Here is a 22,826-nt window from a genome sequence, read left to right as displayed (position 1 = left end):
CATGACCGGCAGCTGCGGGCCCGTGGGGCAGGCTATTGCCCGTCCTGGCTGTTCCGCGTGACGTACACGGCGGCCTGTGTCCTCCGCTCGAAGCCCAGCTTCGCGAGGATGGATGAAACGTAGTTCTTCACCGTTTTCTCGGCCAGGAAGAGTTCCTCGCCGATCTGGCGGTTTGTCATGCCCTGCCCGATCAGCGTCAGGACCTTCTTCTCCTGGGCACTGAGCGCATCCAGCCGCGGGTCTGTCTGGGTCTTGGAAAGCCCGGCGATGATCCGCTCCCTGACTCCGGGCTCAAACAGGGACTCGCCGGCAGCGGCCCTCCGGATTCCGGCGAGGAGGTCGTCGCTCCTGATCTGCTTGAGGACGTACCCGGAGGCTCCTGCCAGGACGGCGCCGCGGATGGCCTGCTCGTCGTCGTAGCTTGTCAGGATCAGGCAATGCAGGCGGGGGTCCAGCGAGCGCACGTCCCGGCATACCTCGATGCCGGTGCCGTCCGGGAGCCGTCCGTCCAGGATCGCGATGTCCGGCTGCAGCGCCGGAATACGGCGTGTAGCCTCCGCCGCGGATCCGCTTTCCCCGACCACCTCGAATCCTTCGCCCTCCAGCAGGTCCTTCAGTCCCTGCCGGACAAGCTCGTGGTCATCGAGAATGAACACGCGAAGCGGCTCCTGGGGATCTGCGGCCCCGTGCGAGCCTGACTCAAGCCTTTGCACCCTATGCTCCCAATTGTCTTAAGGACTATGCCTGCACTGCTGTGCCGGCCAGCCCGTGCCAGGGGCTTAGTCCCATCTTTCCTTCCGCGCGGACCCGCTGGAAGGGACCAAAGTCTGGAGTCCTGATCATATATCTGCCGCCCCCACCACCGGCGGCTGTCCGCCACCGGCCCGGCGCCCCGGCCGGCCGGCCGGTGACTTTAGGCCCTATCCCGTTGCCCGGACCCTGTACAGTCTGGGAGCAGACCCAACAGATCGGAGCCACATGGACGCCCCCGAGCGGCACCCCAGGATTGTTGTAGGCGTGGACGGTTCCGACGCCTCGATCGCGGCCCTTCGCACAGCCGGGTCATTGGCCGGGCCCCTCGGAGCAACGGTGGAAGCCTGGGCATGCTGGGACGTGCCTCCCGGCTATGGGCTCTACCTCGTGGTGGGCATTGAGGGCTTCGAATACGCCGCCAAGCAGTCACTGGAGCAGGCCCTTGCGGACGCTTTCGGCCCGGAAGTGCCGGCATTCGTCCAGCCGCGGCTGGTACGGGGGAAAGCCAGCGAGCAATTGATAGAGGGTAGCCGGAAAGCATCCCTCCTCATCGTGGGGCGGCGCGGTCACGGCAGCCTGGTGCTGGGCTCGGTGAGCTCGGCGTGCGTCAGCCACGCCCACTGCCCGGTCCTGGTGGTCCACGCCCCGGAGGAAGCCACGCACGGAAAAAGGGGAAGCCACGCACGGAAAAGCGACGACGGGCAGTAAGACCGGCTTATCAGCGATGGTGCGCGGCGCCGCCGTCGTGCGTTCCGCCGTGGTGACCCGCGCCTTCTCCGGTCAGTTCGTGAAGTCCCCGCACTGACTCGGCAAGGGACATATCCGGGGACTGGACAATGAAGGGCATCAGCAGGCGGTTTTCCTTGTCCAGGTGCAGGGCGAACAACCGCTGGATGGCAGAGCCGGCCACGGCTGCGGCAAGTCCGCTGGAGGTTCGCAGTTCCTCCACGAGATCGACTATCACGCGGTGCTCGGCAAGCATCCCCTCCACCAGGAGCCTTCCCTCGGGTGTGGCGTGCGGTCCACCGTACATAGGGCCTTCTTCGGCGAGGGCATGGGGGATCAGGTGGGTGTCGCACCAGTCCAGGAGAGTGGCCTGCGCTGTATCTTGGGCAACAGCGGCACGTGCCTCCACGGCTTCCATCAGGAGGGCCACAAGCCCGTTGAGGTGTTTGAGCATGTGCGCATGATGTCGTTCAACAGCCTGGAGTGCTGCTGCTTCGGCGGCATCGTCCTTGCCCTGGTTCATGGTCCCTTCCCCTTCCCAAGGGTTTGCAGCCCGGTGCGTGCAGCGTGCCGGCAGCGTCCCGCCTGCTCGTGGCGTTAAGTATGGGCAGCGGGGCCGGGCGGGTGGCAGAGCCATTGGTCCCCTACTTCGGGAGGGTGGCTGCCGAGGGATCCGTTGCGACGCACAGAAACACGTTCCTTGCCCGTTGGGTGGTGCGGGTGGGCTGTGGCGAGATCCTGGGATTCCTCGCATGGCCCTGGTGCGGCAAAGGTCCTGGACTGCTGGACCTGCCTAGAACGCGTGGCGCCGGAAGCGCTTGTCCACGGCGACAACGAGTGAATCCAGCACGGCGATGCCCAGGATCCGCAGCCACGTGTCCACACCGATGGGGGCCGTGTGGAAGAGCCCGTTCATCACCGGTGAGTAGGTGATGGCCAACTGGCCGGCCGCCTGGACCATGACGCCCAGTATGACCCAGCGGTTGCTGAAGAAGCCTATCCGCCAGACAGACCGCGTGAGGGAACGGCAGCTGAAGAGGTAGAACAATTCCACTGCCACAAAGACGTTCACCGCCGCGGTCCGGGCCTCGGCGAGGGACGCTCCACTGGCCAGTTCAAGTTCGAATATCCACCAGGTGCCTGCCACGAGCAGGGCGGAGACCAGCAGGATCCGGAACGTGAGGGCCCAGGTCAGGAGTGGCCGGCCGGGGGCCCGCGGAGGGCGGGACATAAGGCCCGGCTCCTTCGGTTCGAAGGCCAGCATCAGGCCCAGGCACACAGCGGTGGTCATGTTGATCCAGAGAATCTGCGTGGGCAGGACGGGCAACGTTGCTCCGGCCAGGATCGCCACGAGGATCACCAGGCCTTCCCCCATGTTGGTGGGCAGGGTCCAAACGATGAATTTGGTCAGGTTGTCAAAGACGTTCCTGCCTTCCTCTACAGCTGCCTCAATCGTGGCGAAGTCGTCGTCGGTGAGGACGATGTCCGAGGCCTCCTTGGCCACTTCCGTCCCCGACCGGCCCATGGCGATCCCTACGTTCGCCTGGCGGAGGGCCGGTGCATCGTTAACGCCGTCGCCCGTCATGGCAGCCACGTGTCCCCGGGACTGGAGTGCACCGATGAGGCGGAGCTTCTGCTCGGGGGATACCCGCGCGAAGACGGTTGCCCGCTCCACCGCATCCGGCAGCTGGTCTGCGGGAATCGCGTCCAGCTCCGCTCCAGTCAGTGCTGTCCCGTCCGCCCGGTCCGCGGTGATGCCCACGGCCTCGGCGATGGTGGCGGCCGTTCCCACGTGGTCCCCGGTGATCATCTTGACGGCCACTCCGGCCTGGTGGCAGGCACGGACTGCCGCCGCTGCCGCCTCCCGCGGCGGATCGAACATCGCCTGGAGCCCTGTCAGCGTCATCTGCCCCTGCAGGTTTGCCTCCGAGAGGACGGTACCGGCAGGCAAGTGCATCGTGGCGGTCGCCAGGACCCTCAGTCCCGTGCCGGCAAACTGGTGCGCAACCTCCAGGACTGCCTGCTTGTTGAGATGCCCGTTGGCGCCGTGGCTGTCCATTTGCCAGGCGCACAGCTCCAGCACCCGTTCCACGGCGCCCTTCACCAGCACGGTGTCCTTCCCGGTGCCGCTTCCGTCCGGGAACCGCGGGGAGTGGAGGGTGGCCATGTACAGGCGCTCGGACGTGAAGGGCAGCGCGCTGCGGCGCGGAGTGGCGTCGAGGAACTGCGCAATGTCCACGCCGCCCTTCCCGGCGGCCACCAGCATCGCCGCCTCCGTGGGATCCCCCTGGACCTGCCAGACATCCCCTTCCCTGACCACCTTCGCGTCATTGCAGGCGCCGCCCGCCAGGAGGGACCAGTGCAGCGCAACGTCCTGCGCCGCCGTCGCCGCCCCACCAGCCGCTTCCACGACGCCCTGGACAGCCGCACCTGCACCCGCGCCTGCGGGAAGGATACGCCCCTCCGGGCCGTAGCCCGAGCCTGTCACGTCGTAGGAGCCGGCCGGAGTCCAGAGGCCCCGCACCGTCATCTGGTTTTCGGTAAACGTGCCGGTCTTGTCAGAACAGATGACCGTTGTGCTGCCCAACGTCTCAACAACCGGCAGCCGGCGCACCACCGCGCGGCGCCGTGCCATCCGGCGGACGCCGATGGCGAGCGTTACGGTGACTGCCGCGGGAAGGCCTTCGGGGATTGCCCCCACTGCCAGCGCGACGGCGGCTGTAAACATTTGGGCGGGCTCCTGGCCGCGTGCCACGCCGGCAAGGAAGGTCACGGCGGCCAGGGCAAGGATGGCCACCGTCAGCGTCATGCTGAAGCGCGCCAGCTTTTGGGTCAGGGGGGTGGCTACCGGCTGGACCGCTCCCATCAGCCGATGGATCTCACCGAGCTCCGTCTCGCCGCCGATGGCGACGACGACCCCGGCGCCAGTGCCGGCCGTCACCAGGGTGCCGCTGTAGACCATGTTCCGGCGGTCCGCCACCGGTGTTGTCGGGGGAAGCACCACCTCGTCCTTTGCCACTGCTTCGGACTCGCCTGTCAGTGCGGATTCGTCCGCCCGCAGGCCGGACAGCCGGACCAGCCGAAGGTCCGCCGGGACCTTGTCGCCGGCCTCGAGCAGGACCAGGTCTCCTGGAACCAGATCCTCCGAGGGCACCTCCAGCCGTTGCCCATCCCTGACCACCACTGCACGCGTGCGGACCAGGGAGTGGAGAGCATCCAGGGCAGCCTCTGCCCGGACTTCCTGGACAAAGCCAATCACCGTGTTGACCAGGACGACGGCCAGGATGACGCCCGAATCCAGGTACTCACCAAGGAACAACGTGACGGCTGCCGCGGCCAGCAGCACGTACACCAGCGGATTGTTGAACTGCCGCGCGAGTTTCCGGAAGATCCCCCCGCCGCGTGAACGCGGAAGGACGTTGGCGCCGAACTGGACCTGCCGGCTGGCCACCTCCGCGGATGCGAGGCCCTGGACGTGGTCCGTCCCCAGCAGCAGGACCACCTCATGCAGGGGGAGTCCGTGGTGAGCGGGGTCAGCCGTTCCGCTGGCTGCCGCAGCAGGACGCCTGCCGGTGGATCTCGCCTGCCTGGTCATTTCCATGACTGGCCCTTCCGGTCCTAGGGGGCCAGCAGCGCGTCAAGGGTGGCGAAGCCGTACCCTGCGGCGCTGATCCGGTCGATGATGTTGGGCAGGGCGTCGGCATCAAGGGTGGAACCGTCGTCAGGATTCGAACCGATGTGCATCAGGACAATTTCGCCTGGCTGCAGGGCGGCCAGCGTGCGGTCCGCGACCGTCTGGGCTGTAGCGCCGCCACTGGTGCCCTTCCACCCCAGGGTGTCCACGGTCCACCGGACCGCAACGTAGCCGAGGCTGTTGACTTCGGCAATGGTGCGGGCATCCCGTTCACCGAAGGGGAAGCGGAACAGCGGGCGCGGATCGCCTCCGGCCGCCAGGATGGTTTGTTCCGCTCCCCGGACCTGCTGGGCAATCTGCGTGCCGTCCAGCCCGGTGAAACCCGGATGGGTCATGGAGTGGTTGGCCACCCGGTGCCCCGCGGAGACAATCTGCCCCACCCCGCCGGGGTTGGCCTCCACCCAGTTGCCGGTCAGGAAGAACGTGCCCGTGACCCCCTTGGCTGACAGGGTGGACAGGATTTTTGGCAGTCCTGCCGCGTTGGCGCCGGCATCAAAAGTCAGCGCCACCACTCGGCCCGCATTCGGGATGACCGTGAGGTCCTGGTTCAGGAGCGCTGAAGGGAACGGCGCCGCCGGCGGCGCAGGATCCGGCGCAGGGCCGGGCCCGGCTACCGACACGGACGGCGGCGGGACCGGGACGGGCGGCACAGTGACGGGTGGCTGGACAGGATCCTGCCCTGCCTCCGGTGTTTCCGTTGATCCCCCCACGGGCTGGGATGGGGAGGGCTGGGCTGTGCCGGGCTGGGCTGTGGAGGGAGAGGCGCTGGAGGCCGCCGGACCGGGACTGGGGCTGGTGGACGCGCCCGGAGAGGTGGAGGGCGCCGCCGGCTGCGGAGGACTTCCAGCCGGTTCCCGCAGAAAGACGGCAAGAACGATGGCGAGGACAAGCAGGGCGAGCACGACGGCGGCTGCCGCCATCCGCCGTCGTGCGTCACTTTGCAGCGGCTCCGTCAACGGTCTGCGCCTGCCGTGGTCCCGGCCATGTGGACCTCCTCCGGAATGCCCTAGGACTTTTCATCCGGAGTGTGGACCACCAGTACCGGGCAGTGGGCATGGGCCACCAGGGCTGAGCTGACCGAGCCCAGCAGCAGCCCGCCGAAACCGCCGTGCCCGCGCCGTCCCACCACCACCATGTCCGCGTCCCGGCTTGCTTCGATCAGCGATTCGCGCGGATGGCCGCGGACCAGCGTGGGAACAACGTTGGACGGCGTTTCGTCACCGAACGCTGTTTGGACCGCCTCATCGAGGATTTCCCCGGCGCGCTCCTCGAAACCTTCGATGCCCATCATCACGTAGCCCGCGTAAACCTGCGGGTAATCCCAATAAGCGTTGGCCATGACCTTCGCGCCCAGCGGCGTTGCCAGGCGCTGGGCCTGCCGCAAAGCCTCGATGGACGGCTCCGAGCCGTCGACGCCCACAAGGATCCGGGCAAATGGTGCTCCAGCAGTACTCATCTCAGCTCCTCAGGTGACCCGTGTGGTCCATCGTTATGATGTCCCGGCAGGACAGCGGGAGGTAGGGCCGAAAGTCACTGCAGGGGTTCCCGGCAGTTTATGGGAGAGTCGCTGGTGGCTCCTGCACGGGTGGTTCCTGGCGTGGCGGGTCCTGGTGACCTGGTCCCGATACCGCGGGCGGAACGTCGGCGGGGCCCTGGTCAAGCCGGAACGGCGGGTATTCATCGCGCATCAGGGCGGTATAGGCCAGCACGCGGTAGATCCAGCGGTTGATGCCGAGGATGAAATCGAACAGCGGCCGCTGGTACCTTCCGGTGAACAGCAAGGCCACCACGGCCACCAGGACGAGCAGGCCCAGCAGGGACGGGCCTGTTGCTCGCTCGTAGGTGGTGCCCAGATCAGTGGTTTCCGTTTCCCATGTCCATGTGGCGCCGGACAGTGCTGCGATGATCAGCAGATGCGGGAGGGACAGGAGCCACCACTTCACCAGGACCAGTCCGCGGGAGAGCCGCTCGGGGTAGTCCACTTCGAAGTCCGCCGGATAGTCGGTGTGTGCCAGGGTGAAGGGCGGGTAACGGTCCGTGCCTGCGGCGGCGTAGGCGTAGAACGCCACCCGCCAGTTCCAGCGCAGAACTCCTACGTTGAAGTCGAACAGGGGCCGGGGGTAGCGGCCGGTGAACAGGATGGCGAAGCCTGCCACAATCGTGGTCACGAGGAACGCAAACCACAGGAAGACCAGCACGATGAAGTGCGGGATGGCCAGGAACCACTTGACCAGCCACATCGCCCGGGACAGGGCAGGGTCAAGGTCACCAAAGAGGCGGGCGGGATAAGGGGCGCGGTCCGCGCGGTCTGCGGCGACGGGGAGGGGCAGCGGCTGAACTCCCTGGACCGCGGCTCCCGGCACGCCCGGCGCTCCTTGGCTGCCGGGGGCTGATGCCCCAGGCACTCCTCCTGCATACCCGGGCGGCGGTTCCTGTCCGGGGATTGGGGCAGACCCGGCCGCGTTGCCAGGCGGTGGGCTATACCCAGCGGCGTAGCCCGGCTGTGTGCCATATCCCGGCCCGTAACCTGTTGGGCGTCCGTACCCGGGCGGCGGTGCGGCAGGCCCGCGGGGATGCTGCCGCGCGTGCCGGCCGAGCCCTATGGCGCCCAGGACCAGCAGGGGGATTCCGATGGCCAGCGCAACGGCCCCTCCCACCAGCAACCCTGTGGCCGCCGGCATGATCAGATCGGAGCGGAAGCCCGCCTGCACCTCGGCATCCACGCCAAGGCTGCCATCGGCGTTCATGATGACTATTGCCCAGCTGCCGGCGGCCAGGTCCCACGTGAGCTCCTGCTCGCCGGGGCCGGAGGCGGACGTGCTCCAGAACGCCTGCTCTGCAGGCGGTGCGGGGGTGCCGGTGCCGGGAATGTCACGGTATTCGGCCCGGAAGGGCCGGCTGTCCACTTCAAGCAGTTCCGAATGATGCACGCCCGAAAGGTACCGCTCAACGTCGTCCTGCGGGGCAACGCCTATGAAGATCTCCTTGCCTGGGTCCGCGGACGTCGCCCGCAGCCTCAGCGTCCCGACGTCGAAAGGCAGGCGCGGCGGGATTCCCTCGCCGACGGCATCAAGCCGGGGTGAGGTCAGGGCGTGGGACCCAACGGCCAGGCGGGCTGTGCCTGACGTGAGGTATCCGTCTCCCTGTGCGGATCCCACCACCGAGGCCACCGCACCTCCGGCTAAAGTGGCGAGGCCAACCATCGAGATGAGGATCCCGAGGATGAGCATTATTACTGAAGCAGTCTTCTTCATGGTGCCAACCCGGAACGTAGGAGGAGGGGATAATAATGAGCGGAAGGCCGGGTCCGGCCTAGTTCTTGTTCTTGCTGGCCTGGATCCGGGTAATGACGGTAGGACATGGCAGGTGCCGGAGTACGCCATGGGCCGTTGATCCCAGAAGGAGCCGTTGGATTGCGCCCCGGCCGCGGTTGCCCACCACAAGCATCCTGGCGTTCATGGCGGCATCCACCAGGGCTTCAACTGGACCCTTTTCGGTTTCCAGGACCTGGTGTACCTGCAGGCCTGGATAGTCTTCCTTGAGCCCGGCCACTGTCTCCGCCAGGACAAGGCGCTCCTCTTCGGCAATGAGCTCGGCAAGGCTGGTGGATGTCAGGCCGGCATCCTCCACCCGGTCCGGGGCGATGATGGCATACACCACGGTCAGCTCCTCACCTTCCCGGTCTGCCTCGGCTGCGGCGAAGGCCACAGCCTGCGTAGCTTCCTTTGAACCGTCAACACCCACCACCACGCCGGAGCGGCCCTCCAGGTCCTGCGTTCCCACCACAGCCACCGGAACCTTTGAAGATGCAGCAACCTGGAGGGCCCGGTCGGCCAGCGAACCGCCCAGGTGGCCGGTGCCCGAGCCGATGACCAGCATGGACGCCTTGGCCGAGTACTTCGCAAGCGAACGTCCTATGCTCCCGGTGAGGAGCCGGGTGGTAATGGTGATGGGGAACGCGTCCCGGACGCGTCCGGCCGCCGTCTGCAGGAGCTGGTCCCCGGCCTCTTCCATGACGCCGATCCATGGGTACGGCTCCGCCACCCACCTGTCGTCCACAACATGAAGGATCACCAGGGGCAGACCGGCCCGCTCCGCCCGGCGTGCAGCCCACAGCACCGCCGCTTGGCTCTGCGGTGAGTCGTTGGTGGCTGCCGCGATCGGTTTACGAGTTGTCATGGCCGGATCTCCTGGTTCGCGCGGGCGTGGTCACTTACAAGACTGGCGCCACGACGACGGCAGATATAGGGCCAAAGGTCACGGCAAAATCCCGGCGTGGACGCTTTCAAGTGATGTGCCAATCCGAGGAACCCGGCGCAGGCTCCTGGTGGCTCAGTTGCGGGGACGTCAGCAACGACACCATGTGGTCAGTATGCTTACTATTGTTACTCCAGCGGTTCACGAGAAAGGCATCACCATGACGGAACAGAACCTTCCCGAGGAGGGGCTTGAAGTTGTCCAGGATGACGACGTGCTCCTTGATGAGACCCCCGGCGCGGCTTCCTCCCTTGAACTAGACCCTGTACACGGCGAGCCGGACAGCTACCCTGGCGCGGCGGAGAACAATCCGGACCGCTGGCAGGAGGATCCGCTGATCCAGGATGAAACTGTTGCCGATGCCGAGTTTGGCGAAGCCGCGGCCAGTGATGATGAGGAAACCTTCGGCGGGTCACCGCTCAGCGAATTCGAACCCGACGATTTGGAGCGCTGACGAGCAGGAAAGCACGTAAGCCGGACGGGGGAATCCAGGGGACGAAAGACTCTGGCCCCGCACGGCCCTCTGCGGAGATAGTCGAGCAAAGGCCGGCAGCGGGGCGGAGGAGCAGCGGTGATGTACTGGGACGGGAACATGGGCGCCTGGGGTTTCGTCCTGATGCTGGTGAGCTTCATCCTGTTCTGGGGCGCAATCATCGCTGCCCTTGTCCTTTTCGCCCGCTCTATGTCCTCGGGACACCGCGGGAGCACCGGACCCGGTGGAAGCGCGGCGGAGGACCTGCTTGCCGAACGATTCGCCCGCGGCGACATAGACGAGACGGAATACACTTCGCGGCTGGCGGCGCTCCGCCGCGCCCGCGGAGCCTAGGCACCCGGCGTCACGGTGCCGTTTCCCTACTGGAAGTCGGCCTGCCAGAGGTCCGGACCAAACACCTCGTACTGGATGTCCTTGGGCGGAACTCCCTTGGTAATGAGGCTGCTCCGCACGGACTGGAGGAAGGGCAGCGGGCCGCAGAGATAGTACTCGGCGTCGAGCGGGAGTTCGACGGCGTTTACGTCCATGAATCCGGTAAAGCTGGACGCGTCGGAGTCCTGGTCACGGTTGAGGAACCAGGTGTGCATGGTGCCGTCGGACAGCAGTTCCAGGTCCTGCGCGACCTGCCGGCGCAGGGGAAAGGAATCCGGGCTGTCGTCAGCATGCAGGAGCATTACCTGGCGCTGGCTCCCGGCTTTCACCAGGTGCGAGAGCATGCCGGCCATCGGCGTCACCCCGGTCCCCGCACTGGCCATGACCACCGGCCTGTCCGTGTACTCCAGCACTACATCCCCGAAGGGGGCTGAGAGCACCACCTCGTCGCCTACTTTGACGTCGTTGTGCAGGAGGTTGGACATTTCGCCGTCGGGAGTTCCCTGGCCGTGCACCCGCTTGACGGCGAAGTGCCGGTGCTTGCCGTCGTCGGCGCGGGTAAGGCTGTACTGCCGCGGCTGGTGGACGCCGTCCTTCATGCGCATCTTGATGGTCACGTACTGTCCCGGCAGGGAAGGCTTCACCTCCCTCTCGTCGACGCGCTCCACAACGAAAGTGACGACGTCGTCCGTCTCCTGTATACGCTCAGCCACCCGCCAGGTGCGCCAGATGGTCTCCGGCGACAAGTGCACAGCGTTGTACAGGCCCCGTTCCTGGTTGATCAACATGTTGCCCATCAGCCAGTAAACCTCGTCCCATGCAGCGGCCACGTCCGGCGTTACAGCCTCGCCGAGCACATCAACAATGGCCCAGAACAGGTGCTCGTGAACGATCTGGTACTGGTCGGGGCTTAGTCCCAGCGAGACATGCTTGTGGGCAACCCTGGACAGCAGGTGGTCAGGCAGCTGGTCTGGTTTCTCCACGAGGTACCGGGCGAACGCTGCGATGGATCCGGCCAGCGCCTGTTGCTGCCGGCCGTCGGCCTGGTTTCCCCGGTTGAACAGGCCGTCCAGCAGGTCCGGCCGGGCCTCGAACATGTGCTGGTAGAACCGCTTGGCGATCTCCTGGATATTATCGCCGACCACGGGCAGTGTTGCCTTGATCACGGGGAGGGAAGTGTCTGAGAGCATGATGGTTACCTTCCGGAAAACGGGTCACCTGGCGGGGGGAGATGGCCTGAGGCGTGCCAATTTAGCAGCCGCTCCAGCCCCCCGATAGGGGCGACCGCCCCTATTTCCCAACTCCCGGGCCGGGCTGCGGACTTCATTTAAGGGCGGGGATGTTTGGCCAATCCCCTCGACCTGCGGCCAAACTAGGCTAAAATCATAAGCAGGCTGATGAATATCGGTTGGCAGGATCACTACTGAAGGAGTTTCACATGAACTTGGGAAGCATGATCAAAAATGCCGCTGGACGATTCGCTGGCAGGACGGGGACCGGCGGGACTGCCCGCGGGACCGGGCTGAATGCAACCGGCCGGACGCCCGGCACCACGGGTGCCGCAGGTGCAAGGCCGGGCGGCGTAGCCGGCAGGATCATGGGAATGCTCCGGCGGCGCTAAGCCGCCGCCGCAACCAACAAAGCAGGTACCGGATCTTCCGGCACCTGCTTTTTGGCCCTTAATAACAATGCGCCAGCTCGTCGTCCTCGGCACCGCGTCCCAGGTCCCCACCCGGACCCGGAACCACAACGGCTACCTCCTGCGCTGGGACGGCGAGGGCCTGCTTTTCGATCCGGGCGAGGGAACGCAACGCCAAATGATCCATGCCGGGGTGTCAGCGAACATGATCACCCGCATCTGCCTCACACACGTTCACGGTGACCATTGCTTCGGGCTGCCGGGGGTGCTCTCGCGCATGGCCCTCGACGCCGTGCCCCACCCGGTCCATCTCCACTTCCCCTCCTCCGGCGGGGACGTGGTCCGGGCGCTTGTGTCCGTCAGCACACCGGGTGTGGACCTCAGGCTGCACCCGCACGGAGAGGGCGGACCGGTGGCTGACGGCCTGGAAGTCCAGCCCCTCAAGCACCGCATAGAAACCTACGGCTACCGGTTGGTCGAACCGGACGGCCGGACCCTGCTGCCGGAACGCCTGCAGGCGGCAGGGATCTCCGGGCCGGACACAGGGCGCCTGCAGCGCCAAGGGAGCCTGGCAGGGGTGCGGCTTGATGACGTCAGCGCCGCCCGGCCGGGCCAGCGTTTCGCCTTCGTGATGGACACGGCGCCCTGCCGGGGCGCAGAAGAACTGGCCGACGGCGTCGACCTCCTCGTCGCCGAGTCGACCTTCGCCGACGACGACGCCGGGCTGGCCGGCCAGTACCGCCACCTCACAGCAGGGCAGGCGGGCGAGCTGGCGGCACATGCCGGGGCCCGCACTTTGGTGCTCACGCACTTCTCCGCACGGTACGGCGGCGACGCCACACTGCTCTCGGCCCAGGCGCGCGCCCGTGCGGGTACTGCTGCGGTCATCGCCGCAGAGGACCTGCAGCGTATCGGCTTCCCGCGGCGGCGGCGCTGGTCCCCAGGCGCCGCGCTGCAGCGCGGGCCGGTCACGGCATCGATGCCAAACCCGTCATTCAGCCCAGTCAGCCAGGGAGGTCACTCATGAGTGCAGCTTCAGAAGAAGTGTCAGACGTTACCGCGCATGGCAAGGAGCCCACGCTCAAGAGAGTGCTGGGACCCAAGCTCCTCCTGCTGTTCATCGTGGGGGACATCCTCGGCGCCGGCGTCTACGCGGTGACCGGAACCATGGCCGGCACCGTGGGGGGAATCGTCTGGCTGCCGTTCCTGCTGGCCTTCGTGGTGGCCACGCTCACCGCCTTCTCCTACCTTGAACTGGTTACGCAGTATCCACAGGCGGCGGGCGCCGCGCTGTACACGCATAAGGCGTTCGGGATCCACTTCGTCACCTTCCTGGTGGCTTTTGCGGTCGTCTGCTCCGGAATCACCAGTGCGTCCACCTCTGCGAATGTCCTGGCCCAGAACTTCTTTGGCGGCCTTGAGATCAACGGCTGGATGGGCAACCCCGGTCAGGGCGTGATCACCGCGGTTGCCCTTGGATTCATGATCCTCCTGGCGGCCATCAACTTGCGTGGGGTGGGGGAGAGCGTCAAGTTCAATGTGGTGCTCACGGTGGTGGAGATGGCCGCACTGTGCATTGTGATCGGCGTCGGGTTCTTTGTCATGGCCCAGGGGACCGGAAACCCGGGCGAGATCTTTGTCTTCAACGACTCCCAGGACAAAGGACTCTTCCTGGCCGTCACCGCAGCCACCTCCATCGCGTTTTTTGCCATGGTGGGCTTCGAGGACTCGGTCAACATGGTGGAAGAGACCCAGAACCCCGAGAAAATCTTTCCCCGCACCATGCTCACCGGCCTGGGCATAGCAGTCCTGCTCTACATGCTGGTGGCGGTGTCCGTGGTGAGCGTCCTCACGCCCACCGAACTCGAGGGCATCCGGGAAGCTGAGGGCGCGGCCCTGCTGGAAGTGGTCCACAAGGGCTCACCGGACTTCCCGATCGACAGGGTCTTTCCCTTCCTGGCAGTCTTCGCAGTCGCCAATACGGCCCTCATTAACATGCTGATGGCCAGCCGGCTGATTTACGGCATGGCCCGCCAGCATGTCCTGCCCCGCCAGCTGGGCAAGGTCCTTCCCGTCCGGCGCACCCCATGGGCGGGAATTGCCTTCTCCACTGTCCTGGCACTGGGCCTCATCCTGTATGTCACCAGTGATCCCGAAAGCAACATTGTGGCGAACCTTTCGGGCACCACCGCCTTCCTGCTGCTGTGCGTTTTCACGGTGGTCAACGTGGCCTGCGTGGTGCTGCGCCGCAAACGGGATCCCCACCGCAAGGTGTTCTTCACGTCCCCGGGCCAGCTCCCGCTCGTTGCCGCCGCCCTGTGCGCATTCCTTGCCGGACCATGGGTGGGCAGGAACATCATCCAGTACCAGATCGCCGGCGGACTGATGGCCATTGGAGTCATCCTGTGGCTTATCACCTGGATGATCAACCGCAGGACGAACGACGGCGATAGGGTTGATTTATGACTGCAGCAGCAGAATCAACTGTCACCTTCGAAGGACTTTTCGCCAGTGAACTCCCGGAACTCGCCGTTCCGTGGCAGGCCGAGGAAGCGCCCGAACCAGGGCTCCTGGTTCTCAACGATGCCCTGGCCGGCGAGCTGGGACTTGCCCCTGAATACCTGAAAAGCCCCGAAGGCGTGCGGCTGCTCCTGGGAAACCACGTCCCGGCTGGGGCCACCCCGGTTGCCCAGGCATACGCCGGGCACCAGTTCGGCGGCTACTCACCGCTGCTCGGCGACGGCCGGGCGCTCCTGCTCGGCGAACTGGTGGACGTTGGCGGGCGCCGGCGGGACGTGCATCTCAAAGGCTCCGGCCGCACACCCTTCGCCCGGGCTGGCGACGGCCGCGCCGTCGTCGGCCCCATGCTGCGGGAATACCTTGTGAGCGAGGCAATGCACGCCTTGAACATCCCCACCACCCGGGCCCTTGCCGTTGTGGCCACAGGACGCCCGGTGCGGCGGGACACCATGTTGCCCGGCGCCGTCCTGGCCCGGGTGGCCAGCAGCCATCTCCGGGTGGGCAGCTTCCAATATGCCCGGGCCACGGACAACATGGAGCTCCTCCGCCGGCTGGCGGACCATGCCATCAGCAGGCACTACCCGGACGCAGCCCAAGCTGAACATCCCTACCTGGAACTGTTCGCCTCGGTGGTGGCCGCCCAGGCCGGGCTGGTGGCCCGGTGGATGCTGGTGGGGTTTGTGCACGGCGTCATGAACACGGACAACATGACCATTTCCGGCGAAACCATCGACTACGGCCCCTGCGCCTTCATGGACGCTTTCAATCCCGGGGCCGTGTACAGCTCCATTGACGTCGGCGGCCGCTACGCCTACGCCAACCAGCCGGTGGTGGCTGAGTGGAACCTGGCGCGGCTGGCGGAGGCCATGCTGCCGCTCTTCCACGAGGACCAGGAACAGGCAGTCGCCCCCGCAGTGGAGGCGCTGGGGAAGTTCCGCAGCCAGTACAGCGATGCCTGGTTCAACGGCATGAAGGCAAAGCTTGGCATCAACGGCGGGCCGGCCGGAAGCAAGGAGGGGGACGAGGCATCGGAACTGGTGGACGGGGTGATCGCCCTGCTGAAGGACGGACCTGTCGATTACACACAGTTCTTCCGGAGCCTTGGCCAGGCCGCCAGGGGTGATGCCAGGCCGGCGCGGGGCATGGTCCTGGATCTCGCCGCGTTTGATGCCTGGGCTGGGCGCTGGGCCGGCCTGAAGCCCGACGCCGGGCTGATGGACAGCGTCAACCCGGTGTACATTCCCCGGAACCACCTGGTGGAGGAAGCGCTGGCGGCCGCCACGGAGGGGGATATGGGCCCATTCGACCGTTTCCTGGAAGTGGTGAGGGCCCCGTTCCATGAACGCCCGGGGCTGGAGCGCTACACCGAGGGGCCGCCGGAGGACTTCGGCACCTACCGGACCTTCTGCGGTACCTGACCCGGGGCGGCGCTGGCCTCCGGACGGATCAAGAATGACAACCGTGGAAGCACGACAAAGGCGGCAGCCGGGAGAACCCGGCTGCCGCCTTTATCTGGAGTGGCCTGGCCCTTACGGGCCAGCTGCGTCTGTGTCCGTGGTGACTATGCCACGCGGACGAAGGAAGCGCCGCTGAGCCAGCTGATGGAGTGAACGGCGGTCTGGTTGCCGTTCACGCCGCCGCTGACAACCTGGCCGTCGCCGGCGTAGACGCCCACGTGGCCGGCGGTGATCACCAGGTCACCGGGAGCGGGGGTGCCCACGGTGGTGCCGTACTGGTAGAACTGGCCCGGGGCAAGGTCGCCGACCGACTTGCCGACCGTGCGCAGGGCTTTCTCCACCATGGCGGTGCAGTCCTGGATCTGGCCCACCTGGCCGTAGGCGTTGGCAAGGATGGCCGCTCCGGCGCCGCTGCCCGTGGCTGCAACCGGTGCTGATGCGTAGGACATGTTCATTCCCGTGTTAGCCGGGGTAGTAACAGCAGCGGTCTGGACCGGAGCCGGTGCCGGTGCTGCAGCCGGTGCAACGTAGGCTGCGGCCGGGGCGGATCCCGCGGCGGGAATCTGGATCTGGTCACCGGGGTAGATGATCGTGGAGACGGAAAGCCCGTTGGCTGACAGGACGTCATTCAGGCTGACACCGTGCATCGACGCAATGGCACCAAGGGTGTCGCCCGATACAACCGTGTGGACGTTGCCGGCTGCTGCGGCGGGGGCTGCGACTGCTGCCACAGGGGCGGCCGAAGCCTGGACGCTAGCGGTCTCGGTGGTGTCCGGACCGTTCACACCGGCGTGGGCCGGGGCGCCTACGCCGAAGGCAATGCCGGAGGCTGCTGCTACGGCCAGAGCCGGACGGCCCAGGGACTTGGCCGAAACAGCCAGCCCTTCGATCGCGATGGAGCGGGCCGGCGTTGCGCGGTGACGGGCAGTGGTGGAATTTTTTGACACAGTTGATCGCCTCTCCCATGCCTGCGGGGTGAGCTGTCGGGTTCGGGTTGGAGATACCCGGCCGGTAACACCTCCGAATGGAACGGACGCGCTATCGACTTAACCCCAAGACCTTTAAAGGCCGCGGAAACTTGGTTCCCCCGTCCCTGCCAGCTGGAAAGCGTTGGTTCCCGGGTCAGTGGCAGGGCTCGGCATTCTGACGGGGAATGTCCCGTCTGGGAGGGACACTTGAAGACCATAACCCGACTTAGCACCCATTGTCACATTTGGATAACATGCGAGGCGATTCTCTCGGTTTGGCTATCGACTGGATTTCGCGTGCCACAGCGCCCCCGGGGCGAAGTGCAGGCGCGCCGATTTTGCAGGGCATGATGTTTATCACAAAGCGATAAAGGACGGGCAAAGATCGCCGCTGAACCTTGTCCGGAGGTGGCTGGGGGAGGAGTATGTTCGTCACCCCGAGGAGGCACTGTGACGCAGCTTGGCAAGTATGAGAAGTACCTGATTGAGGAATTCTTTGACGACTACCGGTCCGGCGCGCTGAGCCAGCGGACCTTTACCCGGCGGGTTGCTTTCATTACCGGCAGCATGGCGGCGGCGTCGGCGGCGATGCTGCTGGTGGGTTGTACCCCCAGCGAGGTGCCGCGGAGCACCGACCCCATGCCCACCCCGGAACCGTCCCCGACGTCCCCGACGTCCGCTGCCGGGACTGCGGGGTCGGGAGCGGTGCCCGGGGCTAAAAGCCCGCTCTCTGTCCCTGAGGGTGCGCCAGGATTGACGACGGCGTCCGTCCAGTTTCCGTCCGGCGGCGCCTCCGTCAGTGCCTACCTGGCCAGGCCCGAGCAGGAAGGGCGCGCTCCTGCCGTGTTGATCTGCCATGAGAACCGCGGGCTGACGCCCCACATCGAAGACGTGGCCCGCCGGTTCGCGAAGGAGGGGTATGCCGCCCTGGCGCTTGACCTGCTCAGCCGTGAAGGTGGGACGGCCGGCATGGACCGCGACGCCGTACCCGGCGCCCTCACCCAGGCCGGCGCCCAGCGGCACGTGGCCGACTTTGCGGCAGCACTGGAGTACCTCCAGGCCCAGGACTTCGTGGACGGCGGCCGCGTCGCCATGACCGGCTACTGCTTCGGCGGCGGCATCACCTGGCAGGCGGCCGCCGAACTGGACGGCTTGAAGGCAACTGCGGCGTTCTATGGACCCGCCCCCGACCTGGCCAAAGTACCGGACATCAAGGCGGCCGTATTCGGGGTCTACGCTGAACTCGATCAACGCATCACCGGGCCAATGCCTGCGCTCAAGGATGCGCTGGCAGCCTCCGGTGTTGTCCACCAGCTCACGGTCTACCCCGGCGTGGACCATGCCTTCCATAACGACACCGGCGACCGCTACAACGAAGCCCAGGCGACGGCCGCGTGGAATGACACCCTTGCCTGGTTCGGCCAGCATTTGTAAGAGGCCGGCACTTCTGCCCTTTCCGTCAACGTAACTGCCTTCGGTCCATAACGATGTAGAAACGTCCGCCTTCAACCTGAGGGTGAAGGCGGTAGGCTTCCCGACTATGTGCCGGTTCGTTACCAAACCCAGGGCGCGGCTCGCCGCGGCGCTTCTTTCATTTGCGCTGGTGGGAACCCTATGGCTTACGCCGGCGGGTGCTGCGGAGGTCCCGCCCGGCGATTTCCCGTCCTGGGAGGAGGTGCAGGACGCGAAGGAGAGCGAGGCCAAAAAGACCGCGGAAATTGCCAGGATAGGTGGCTTACTGTCCGCCCTTCAGGACCAGTCCGAGGCCGCAGGCTCCGCCGCGGTGCAGGCAGCAGCGGAGTACGCGGTGACGGACGCGGCTTTGCAGGCTGCATCTGCCAAGGTGGAAGTCCTGGCGGCACAGACCGAGCAGGCTCACTTTGACCTTGTCCAGCACAGGAAAGAGCTCGGTGCGCTGGCGGCCCAGTCATACAAAACCGGCGGTACGAACATGGGGTTCTTTGTTGCCCTCGACGCCGTCCAGAGCAACACCGTGCACGGGCTCAACGTGGTGCAGATCGTGGGGGACAAGACCGCCGCACTCGTGCACAAGGCGTCGGTCGCAGGAAAGATCGCTGCTGCGCTGGCGGCCCAGGAACAGGCTGCGAAGGATGAGCGCGGGCGGCTGTCCCTTGAAGCCGAAGCCAGGCTCACGGAGGCCCGGTCCGCCCAGGACGCCGTGACCCGCCAGGCGGCGGAGGAAAAGCAACGCAGCGGGCAGCTAACGGCGCAGCTGGCGTCGCTCAAAGGCACGACGGCGGAGGTGGAGAACGCCTACCGGCAGGGCCAGGCGGCGCTGGCCGCCTACGAGGCATCCCAGGCGGCCAAACGCGCCGCGGCTGAAGGACAGTCCCGCCGGCAGGCCGACGCGGCTGCCCGGCCCGCACCGCTGCCCGCCGCCGGGCCCGCGGCTCCGGAAGCGCCCCAGCCCGGCGGCCCAGCCCCCGCGCCCGTCAATCCGGCTCCGGCGGACCCGGCTCCGACAAACCCTGCCCCGGCCAGCCCGCCCCCTGCGCCGCCAAGCCCGCCGCCCGTCGTCGTGCCTTCCCTCCCCGGCGGCGCGGTGAATAACCCGGCAGGAGCTAAAAGCTACGCCTCCACCAGGTTGGGCGCCCACGGCTGGGGCCAGGACCAGTTCCTCTGCCTGGCCCAGCTGTGGACCAAGGAATCGAACTGGCTGACCACCGCCACCAACCCCTATTCGGGCGCCTACGGAATCGCGCAGGCCCTGCCGCCAGGCAAGTACTCCAGTGCTGGTGCCGACTGGCTTACCAGCTACCGGACGCAGATCGACTGGGGGCTGGGCTACATCCGGGAGCGGTACGGCTCGCCCTGCGCCGCCTGGAACCACTCCATGGCAAAGAACTGGTACTGACCCCGCGTAGGCTTTTCCCATGCCTGACTATGAACGCTTCCGGATCCTTCTTGAGGAGGAACGGGAGCGGAAGGTGGCCCTCCTGCCGGCCCTGCGCGCAGACATCGCCTCCGCCAACTCGGCGCGCCAGGATTCGAATGTGGACGACGAACATGACCCGGAAGGCTCCACCATCGCTTTCGAGCTGTCCCAGGCGTCCGCCCTGCTGAAGCAAAGCAGCGCAGGGCTGGACCAAGTGGACGCCGCCCTGGCCAGGATTGCCGCCGGTACATACGGGACCTGTGCTGTGTGCGGGGAAGCCATCGCCGAAGGCAGGCTGGAGGCACGGCCGTGGACCCCGTTCTGTATCCGCCACGCATCGGCGGGCCGCGGCCAATGAGCAGCACCCTGGACCGGGTGTCCGCTGCTGCAGGCTTCGTTGATCGCACCCTGCAGAATGAGGGCGCCTGGTACCGGGCGGACGACGTCGAGGACAGGCTGGGCGGGCAGCTGGCCTCCTACGGCTCCTCGGTGGGCGCAGTCCGGGGAACCGTCCGCGACGCCCTCCGGAAATACAAGGACCTCGACCACGACGCCGTTGTCCAGCTGGCGTCCGCCCTCTGGGGCCAGCCCAGGCCCGGTTCCCGAGCCGTTTTTGAGCGCAGGCTCGCCGCTGTTGTGCTGCTCCAATCCACCAGGGCACTCCTGCGCCACTCGGACCTGACCCGTATTGAGGGCTTCCTGCGGTCTGCTGGGACCCGGGAACTGGTGGAGCCGCTGCTGTCCGACGTCGTGGCGCCGTTCCTGGCGGGGCTCGGCGGGCGGGACCGGCAGCGCGCAGCCGTGGTCCTGGCCCGGTGGCGGACGGACTCCGACAGCCAGCTGCGCACCGCCGCCGCCTTTATTGACCAGCAAGCCGCCCCCGAAGCCCCACCACAAGGAGACACCCATGAACGATCCCTATAACCTTGACCGGTTCGTCGCCGCCCAGGACAGCGGCGGCACATACGGCCAGGCGTTGGCGGAACTGCAGCTGGGCCGGAAATCCGGCCACTGGATGTGGTTCATCTTTCCGCAGTTCGCGGGCCTGGGCCACAGCGAAATGTCTCGACGGTACGCCATCGGCTCCCTGGCTGAAGCACGGGAGTATCTGGCCCACCCGGTGCTCGGCCCACGGCTGCTCGAGTCCGCCCTGGCCGTCACCAATCACTCAGGCGGCCCGGCGGAGGACATCTTCGGGAGCATTGACGCCCGGAAGCTGCACTCCTCCATGACGTTGTTCCTCCGGGCAGCCCCGGGGGAAACGGTATTCAAAACGGTCCTGGCCCAGTTCTTCGATGGACAGCCCGACGCCGCCACTGACGAGCTGCTTGCAGACCAGGACGAGAAGTAGGGGCCAGGAAATAAGAGGCCGACGGCGGTGCCCCGCGCATCAGGCGGGGCACCGCCGTCGGTATCTTTCCGGTACAGCCCGGGGCTACGGCGTGGGGCTGCCGCCGTTGACGTTCAGCGTTTCGCCCACAACATAGCTGGATTCCGGTGAGGCGAGGAAGACGTAGGCGGGGGCGAGCTCCGCCGGCTGGCCTGCCCGGCCCAGCGGCGTCGACTGCCCGAACTCCGGCAGCTCCTCCTTCGGCTGGCCGCTGCTGACCTGCAGCGGGGTCCAGATGGGACCCGGCGCCACCGCATTGACGCGGATGCCCTTGGGCGCCAGCTGCTGCGCCAGGCCCTTCGTGAAGTTGTTGATGCTGGCCTTGGTGGTGGCGTAATCCACCAGCGTCGGGGACGGGCTGTAGGCCTGGATGGACGTGGTGTTGATAATTGTTGACCCGGCCGGCATATGGGGGAGTGCTGCCTTGGTCAGCCAGAACATCGCGTACACATTGGTCTTCAGTGTGTGGTCGAACTGCTCATCCGTGATGTCGGCGAGGTCCTCCTGCGCCACCTGCTTCCCGGCGTTGTTGACCAGGATGTCGATGCTGCCCAGCACCGCCACGGCAGTGTCCACCACGTCGCGGCACACGGACGCGTCCTTGAGGTCACCGGGGACCTTGATGGCCTTGCGCCCGGCGGCCTCGATGAGGCCCGCAATGCGGGCGGCATCCTCTTCTTCCTCCGGAAGGTAGGAGAGAACGACGTCGGCCCCCTCCCGGGCGAAGGCAATGGCCGTTGCTGCACCGATGCCTGAGTCCGCGCCGGTGACGATCGCCTTGCGCCCTTCCAGCCTGCCGGTACCGCGGTAGGTCTCCTCGCCAAGGTCGGCCTTGGGTGCCAGCTCCGCATCCAGTCCCGGCTCGGGCTGGTGCTGCTTTGGCGGTGAGATCTTTTCGTACGCGGTGACCGGATTGCGGAAGGTGTACTGGTCTGTCATGTGGTCCTCCTGGTGCTCGGATGACAAAAGCTAAGCATGCTTACCGTTCCAAGCCTAGGCACCTGATGCCTCCCTTGCCAAACCCGGTCAATCCCGGAGGACTTCGTGCAGCCGGACGTCCCCCAGCTTTCCGGAATCCACCGTGGCGGTCATGAACGTGCAGGCCGGCTGCCGGCGGCGGTCAGTGGGCGAGCCCGGGTTCAGGAGCCGCAGCCCGCGCGGGGTGGTGGTGTCCCACGGGATATGGCTGTGGCCGAAAATCAGCACGTCCGCCTCCGGGTACTGGACCTCGCACCTGGCTTCACGCCCCTTGGCCTGGCCGGTCTCGTGCACCATGGCAAAGCGGACGCCTTCCAGCGTGATCTCCGCCGTTTCCGGAAGGCTCCGGCGCAGTTCCGGTCCGTCATTGTTTCCATAGACGCCCACCAGCAGGCGGCTCCGCCGCCGGAACTCTTCCAAGTGGGTCGCGGACACCCAGTCGCCGGCATGAAAGACCACGTCGGCGCTTTCGACGGCGGACCACACCTGTGCAGGAAGGTCACGCGCGCGTTTGGGGATGTGGGTATCGGCGACCAGGACGAGATTCAGCGGCATGGGAAAGATCCTGCCATGCCGGCCGGCTTGCCGAGGACCGGCCTTTTGCCTCCTCCTGCGGACCCTCGCGGCGGGTGTTACCGTAAGCCCTTTTCCCGGCGGGCAGCCAGTCGTACTCTGGGCTCGGA

Annotated in this window: 23 protein-coding genes and 1 riboswitch; of the genes, 12 read left to right on the top strand and 11 right to left on the bottom strand. The window is 66.5% G+C overall.

The window, feature by feature from the left end; all coding sequences use genetic code 11:
- Positions 1-32: 32 nt before the first annotated feature.
- Positions 33-656: a response regulator gene (locus AC6CHP_RS06475; protein WP_188729474.1), complete on the bottom strand. Its 624-nt coding sequence runs from the start codon at positions 654-656 to the stop codon at positions 33-35.
- Positions 657-978: 322 nt separating this feature from the next.
- Here AC6CHP_RS06475 and AC6CHP_RS06470 point away from each other — a divergent pair, with 322 nt between their 5' ends.
- Positions 979-1,461, top strand: a complete 483-nt coding sequence (locus AC6CHP_RS06470) for a universal stress protein (protein ID WP_188729475.1) — start codon at positions 979-981, stop codon at positions 1,459-1,461.
- Positions 1,462-1,471: 10 nt separating this feature from the next.
- On the opposite strand, the gene AC6CHP_RS06465 is transcribed toward AC6CHP_RS06470, so the two are convergent.
- The 6 genes from AC6CHP_RS06465 to AC6CHP_RS06440 all read right to left on the bottom strand — a co-directional run bounded on the left by AC6CHP_RS06465 (position 1,472) and on the right by AC6CHP_RS06440 (position 9,352).
- Positions 1,472-2,002: a hemerythrin domain-containing protein gene (locus AC6CHP_RS06465; RefSeq protein ID WP_498228640.1), complete on the bottom strand. Its 531-nt coding sequence runs from the start codon at positions 2,000-2,002 to the stop codon at positions 1,472-1,474.
- Positions 2,003-2,272: 270 nt separating this feature from the next.
- Entirely contained in the window at positions 2,273-5,080 is a 2,808-nt protein-coding gene (locus AC6CHP_RS06460) for an HAD-IC family P-type ATPase (protein ID WP_498228638.1), read from the bottom strand.
- A gap of 17 nt (positions 5,081-5,097) precedes the next feature.
- Positions 5,098-6,129 carry a polysaccharide deacetylase family protein gene (locus AC6CHP_RS06455; protein ID WP_498228636.1) on the bottom strand — a complete coding sequence of 344 codons (1,032 nt, stop codon included), beginning with the start codon at positions 6,127-6,129 and terminating at the stop codon, positions 5,098-5,100.
- A gap of 50 nt (positions 6,130-6,179) precedes the next feature.
- A complete protein-coding gene (locus tag AC6CHP_RS06450) occupies positions 6,180-6,629 on the bottom strand; it encodes a universal stress protein (RefSeq protein ID WP_377194603.1) in 450 nt (149 codons plus the stop codon).
- 97 nt (positions 6,630-6,726) lie between these two features.
- Complete coding sequence (locus tag AC6CHP_RS06445; protein ID WP_498228634.1) at positions 6,727-8,427, bottom strand: DUF4389 domain-containing protein; 1,701 nt, start codon at positions 8,425-8,427, stop codon at positions 6,727-6,729.
- 58 nt (positions 8,428-8,485) lie between these two features.
- Positions 8,486-9,352, bottom strand: coding sequence for a universal stress protein (locus AC6CHP_RS06440; protein ID WP_498228632.1), 867 nt, complete (start codon positions 9,350-9,352; stop codon positions 8,486-8,488).
- Between the two features lie 238 nt (positions 9,353-9,590).
- Here AC6CHP_RS06440 and AC6CHP_RS06435 point away from each other — a divergent pair, with 238 nt between their 5' ends.
- Positions 9,591-9,884: a hypothetical protein gene (locus tag AC6CHP_RS06435; RefSeq protein ID WP_427116937.1), complete on the top strand. Its 294-nt coding sequence runs from the start codon at positions 9,591-9,593 to the stop codon at positions 9,882-9,884.
- Between the two features lie 120 nt (positions 9,885-10,004).
- The gene (locus AC6CHP_RS06430; RefSeq protein WP_498228839.1) at positions 10,005-10,256 is read left to right on the top strand and encodes an SHOCT domain-containing protein; all 252 of its coding nucleotides are present in this window, start codon (positions 10,005-10,007) and stop codon (positions 10,254-10,256) included.
- Between the two features lie 26 nt (positions 10,257-10,282).
- Here AC6CHP_RS06430 and AC6CHP_RS06425 read toward each other — a convergent pair whose 3' ends face one another.
- Positions 10,283-11,485 (bottom strand): globin domain-containing protein, encoded by a 1,203-nt coding sequence (locus AC6CHP_RS06425; RefSeq protein WP_498228629.1) that lies wholly within the window; start codon positions 11,483-11,485, stop codon positions 10,283-10,285.
- 248 nt (positions 11,486-11,733) lie between these two features.
- On the opposite strand from AC6CHP_RS06425, the gene AC6CHP_RS06420 reads away from it, so the two are divergent.
- The 4 genes from AC6CHP_RS06420 (at position 11,734) to AC6CHP_RS06405 (ending at position 15,872) form a co-directional block, all read left to right on the top strand.
- Positions 11,734-11,916, top strand: coding sequence for a hypothetical protein (locus AC6CHP_RS06420; protein WP_188808790.1), 183 nt, complete (start codon positions 11,734-11,736; stop codon positions 11,914-11,916).
- Positions 11,917-11,983: 67 nt separating this feature from the next.
- Positions 11,984-12,961 (top strand): ribonuclease Z, encoded by a 978-nt coding sequence (locus AC6CHP_RS06415; protein ID WP_427116940.1) that lies wholly within the window; start codon positions 11,984-11,986, stop codon positions 12,959-12,961.
- Positions 12,958-14,400: an APC family permease gene (locus AC6CHP_RS06410; RefSeq protein ID WP_427116942.1), complete on the top strand. Its 1,443-nt coding sequence runs from the start codon at positions 12,958-12,960 to the stop codon at positions 14,398-14,400. Before AC6CHP_RS06415 ends, AC6CHP_RS06410 begins: the two co-directional genes overlap by 4 nt.
- The gene (locus AC6CHP_RS06405; RefSeq protein WP_498228626.1) at positions 14,397-15,872 is read left to right on the top strand and encodes a protein adenylyltransferase SelO; all 1,476 of its coding nucleotides are present in this window, start codon (positions 14,397-14,399) and stop codon (positions 15,870-15,872) included. The genes AC6CHP_RS06410 and AC6CHP_RS06405 overlap by 4 nt, the downstream gene beginning before the upstream one ends.
- A gap of 143 nt (positions 15,873-16,015) precedes the next feature.
- Here the strand turns inward: AC6CHP_RS06405 and AC6CHP_RS06400 are convergent, their stop codons facing one another.
- A complete protein-coding gene (locus AC6CHP_RS06400; RefSeq protein ID WP_498228624.1) occupies positions 16,016-16,858 on the bottom strand; it encodes a LysM peptidoglycan-binding domain-containing protein in 843 nt (280 codons plus the stop codon).
- A gap of 3 nt (positions 16,859-16,861) precedes the next feature.
- Positions 16,862-17,031, bottom strand: a riboswitch (cyclic di-AMP (ydaO/yuaA leader).
- A gap of 298 nt (positions 17,032-17,329) precedes the next feature.
- Between AC6CHP_RS06400 and AC6CHP_RS06395 the strand changes: the two genes are divergently transcribed.
- From AC6CHP_RS06395 to AC6CHP_RS06375, 5 genes are all read left to right on the top strand, one after another.
- Positions 17,330-18,313, top strand: a complete 984-nt coding sequence (locus tag AC6CHP_RS06395; RefSeq protein ID WP_188729494.1) for a dienelactone hydrolase family protein — start codon at positions 17,330-17,332, stop codon at positions 18,311-18,313.
- Between the two features lie 106 nt (positions 18,314-18,419).
- Positions 18,420-19,754, top strand: coding sequence for an aggregation-promoting factor C-terminal-like domain-containing protein (locus AC6CHP_RS06390; RefSeq protein WP_498228622.1), 1,335 nt, complete (start codon positions 18,420-18,422; stop codon positions 19,752-19,754).
- 19 nt (positions 19,755-19,773) lie between these two features.
- The gene (locus tag AC6CHP_RS06385; RefSeq protein ID WP_104185980.1) at positions 19,774-20,133 is read left to right on the top strand and encodes a TraR/DksA family transcriptional regulator; all 360 of its coding nucleotides are present in this window, start codon (positions 19,774-19,776) and stop codon (positions 20,131-20,133) included.
- On the top strand, positions 20,130-20,699 hold the full coding sequence (locus AC6CHP_RS06380) for a DNA alkylation repair protein (protein WP_188729498.1): 570 nt from the start codon (positions 20,130-20,132) through the stop codon (positions 20,697-20,699). Before AC6CHP_RS06385 ends, AC6CHP_RS06380 begins: the two co-directional genes overlap by 4 nt.
- Positions 20,683-21,126, top strand: a complete 444-nt coding sequence (locus tag AC6CHP_RS06375; protein WP_188729500.1) for a DUF1810 domain-containing protein — start codon at positions 20,683-20,685, stop codon at positions 21,124-21,126. Before AC6CHP_RS06380 ends, AC6CHP_RS06375 begins: the two co-directional genes overlap by 17 nt.
- Before the next feature lie 84 nt (positions 21,127-21,210).
- Here AC6CHP_RS06375 and AC6CHP_RS06370 read toward each other — a convergent pair whose 3' ends face one another.
- On the bottom strand, positions 21,211-22,104 hold the full coding sequence (locus tag AC6CHP_RS06370; RefSeq protein ID WP_174181163.1) for a glucose 1-dehydrogenase: 894 nt from the start codon (positions 22,102-22,104) through the stop codon (positions 21,211-21,213).
- Between the two features lie 87 nt (positions 22,105-22,191).
- On the bottom strand, positions 22,192-22,698 hold the full coding sequence (locus AC6CHP_RS06365; RefSeq protein ID WP_377195743.1) for a metallophosphoesterase family protein: 507 nt from the start codon (positions 22,696-22,698) through the stop codon (positions 22,192-22,194).
- Positions 22,699-22,826 lie beyond the last annotated feature (128 nt).

It is taken from the genome of Pseudarthrobacter sp. GQ63 (genome assembly GCF_059758765.1).
The sequence above is the reverse complement of the archived record's forward strand: the minus strand, read 5'-3'. Positions and strand labels throughout refer to the sequence as shown.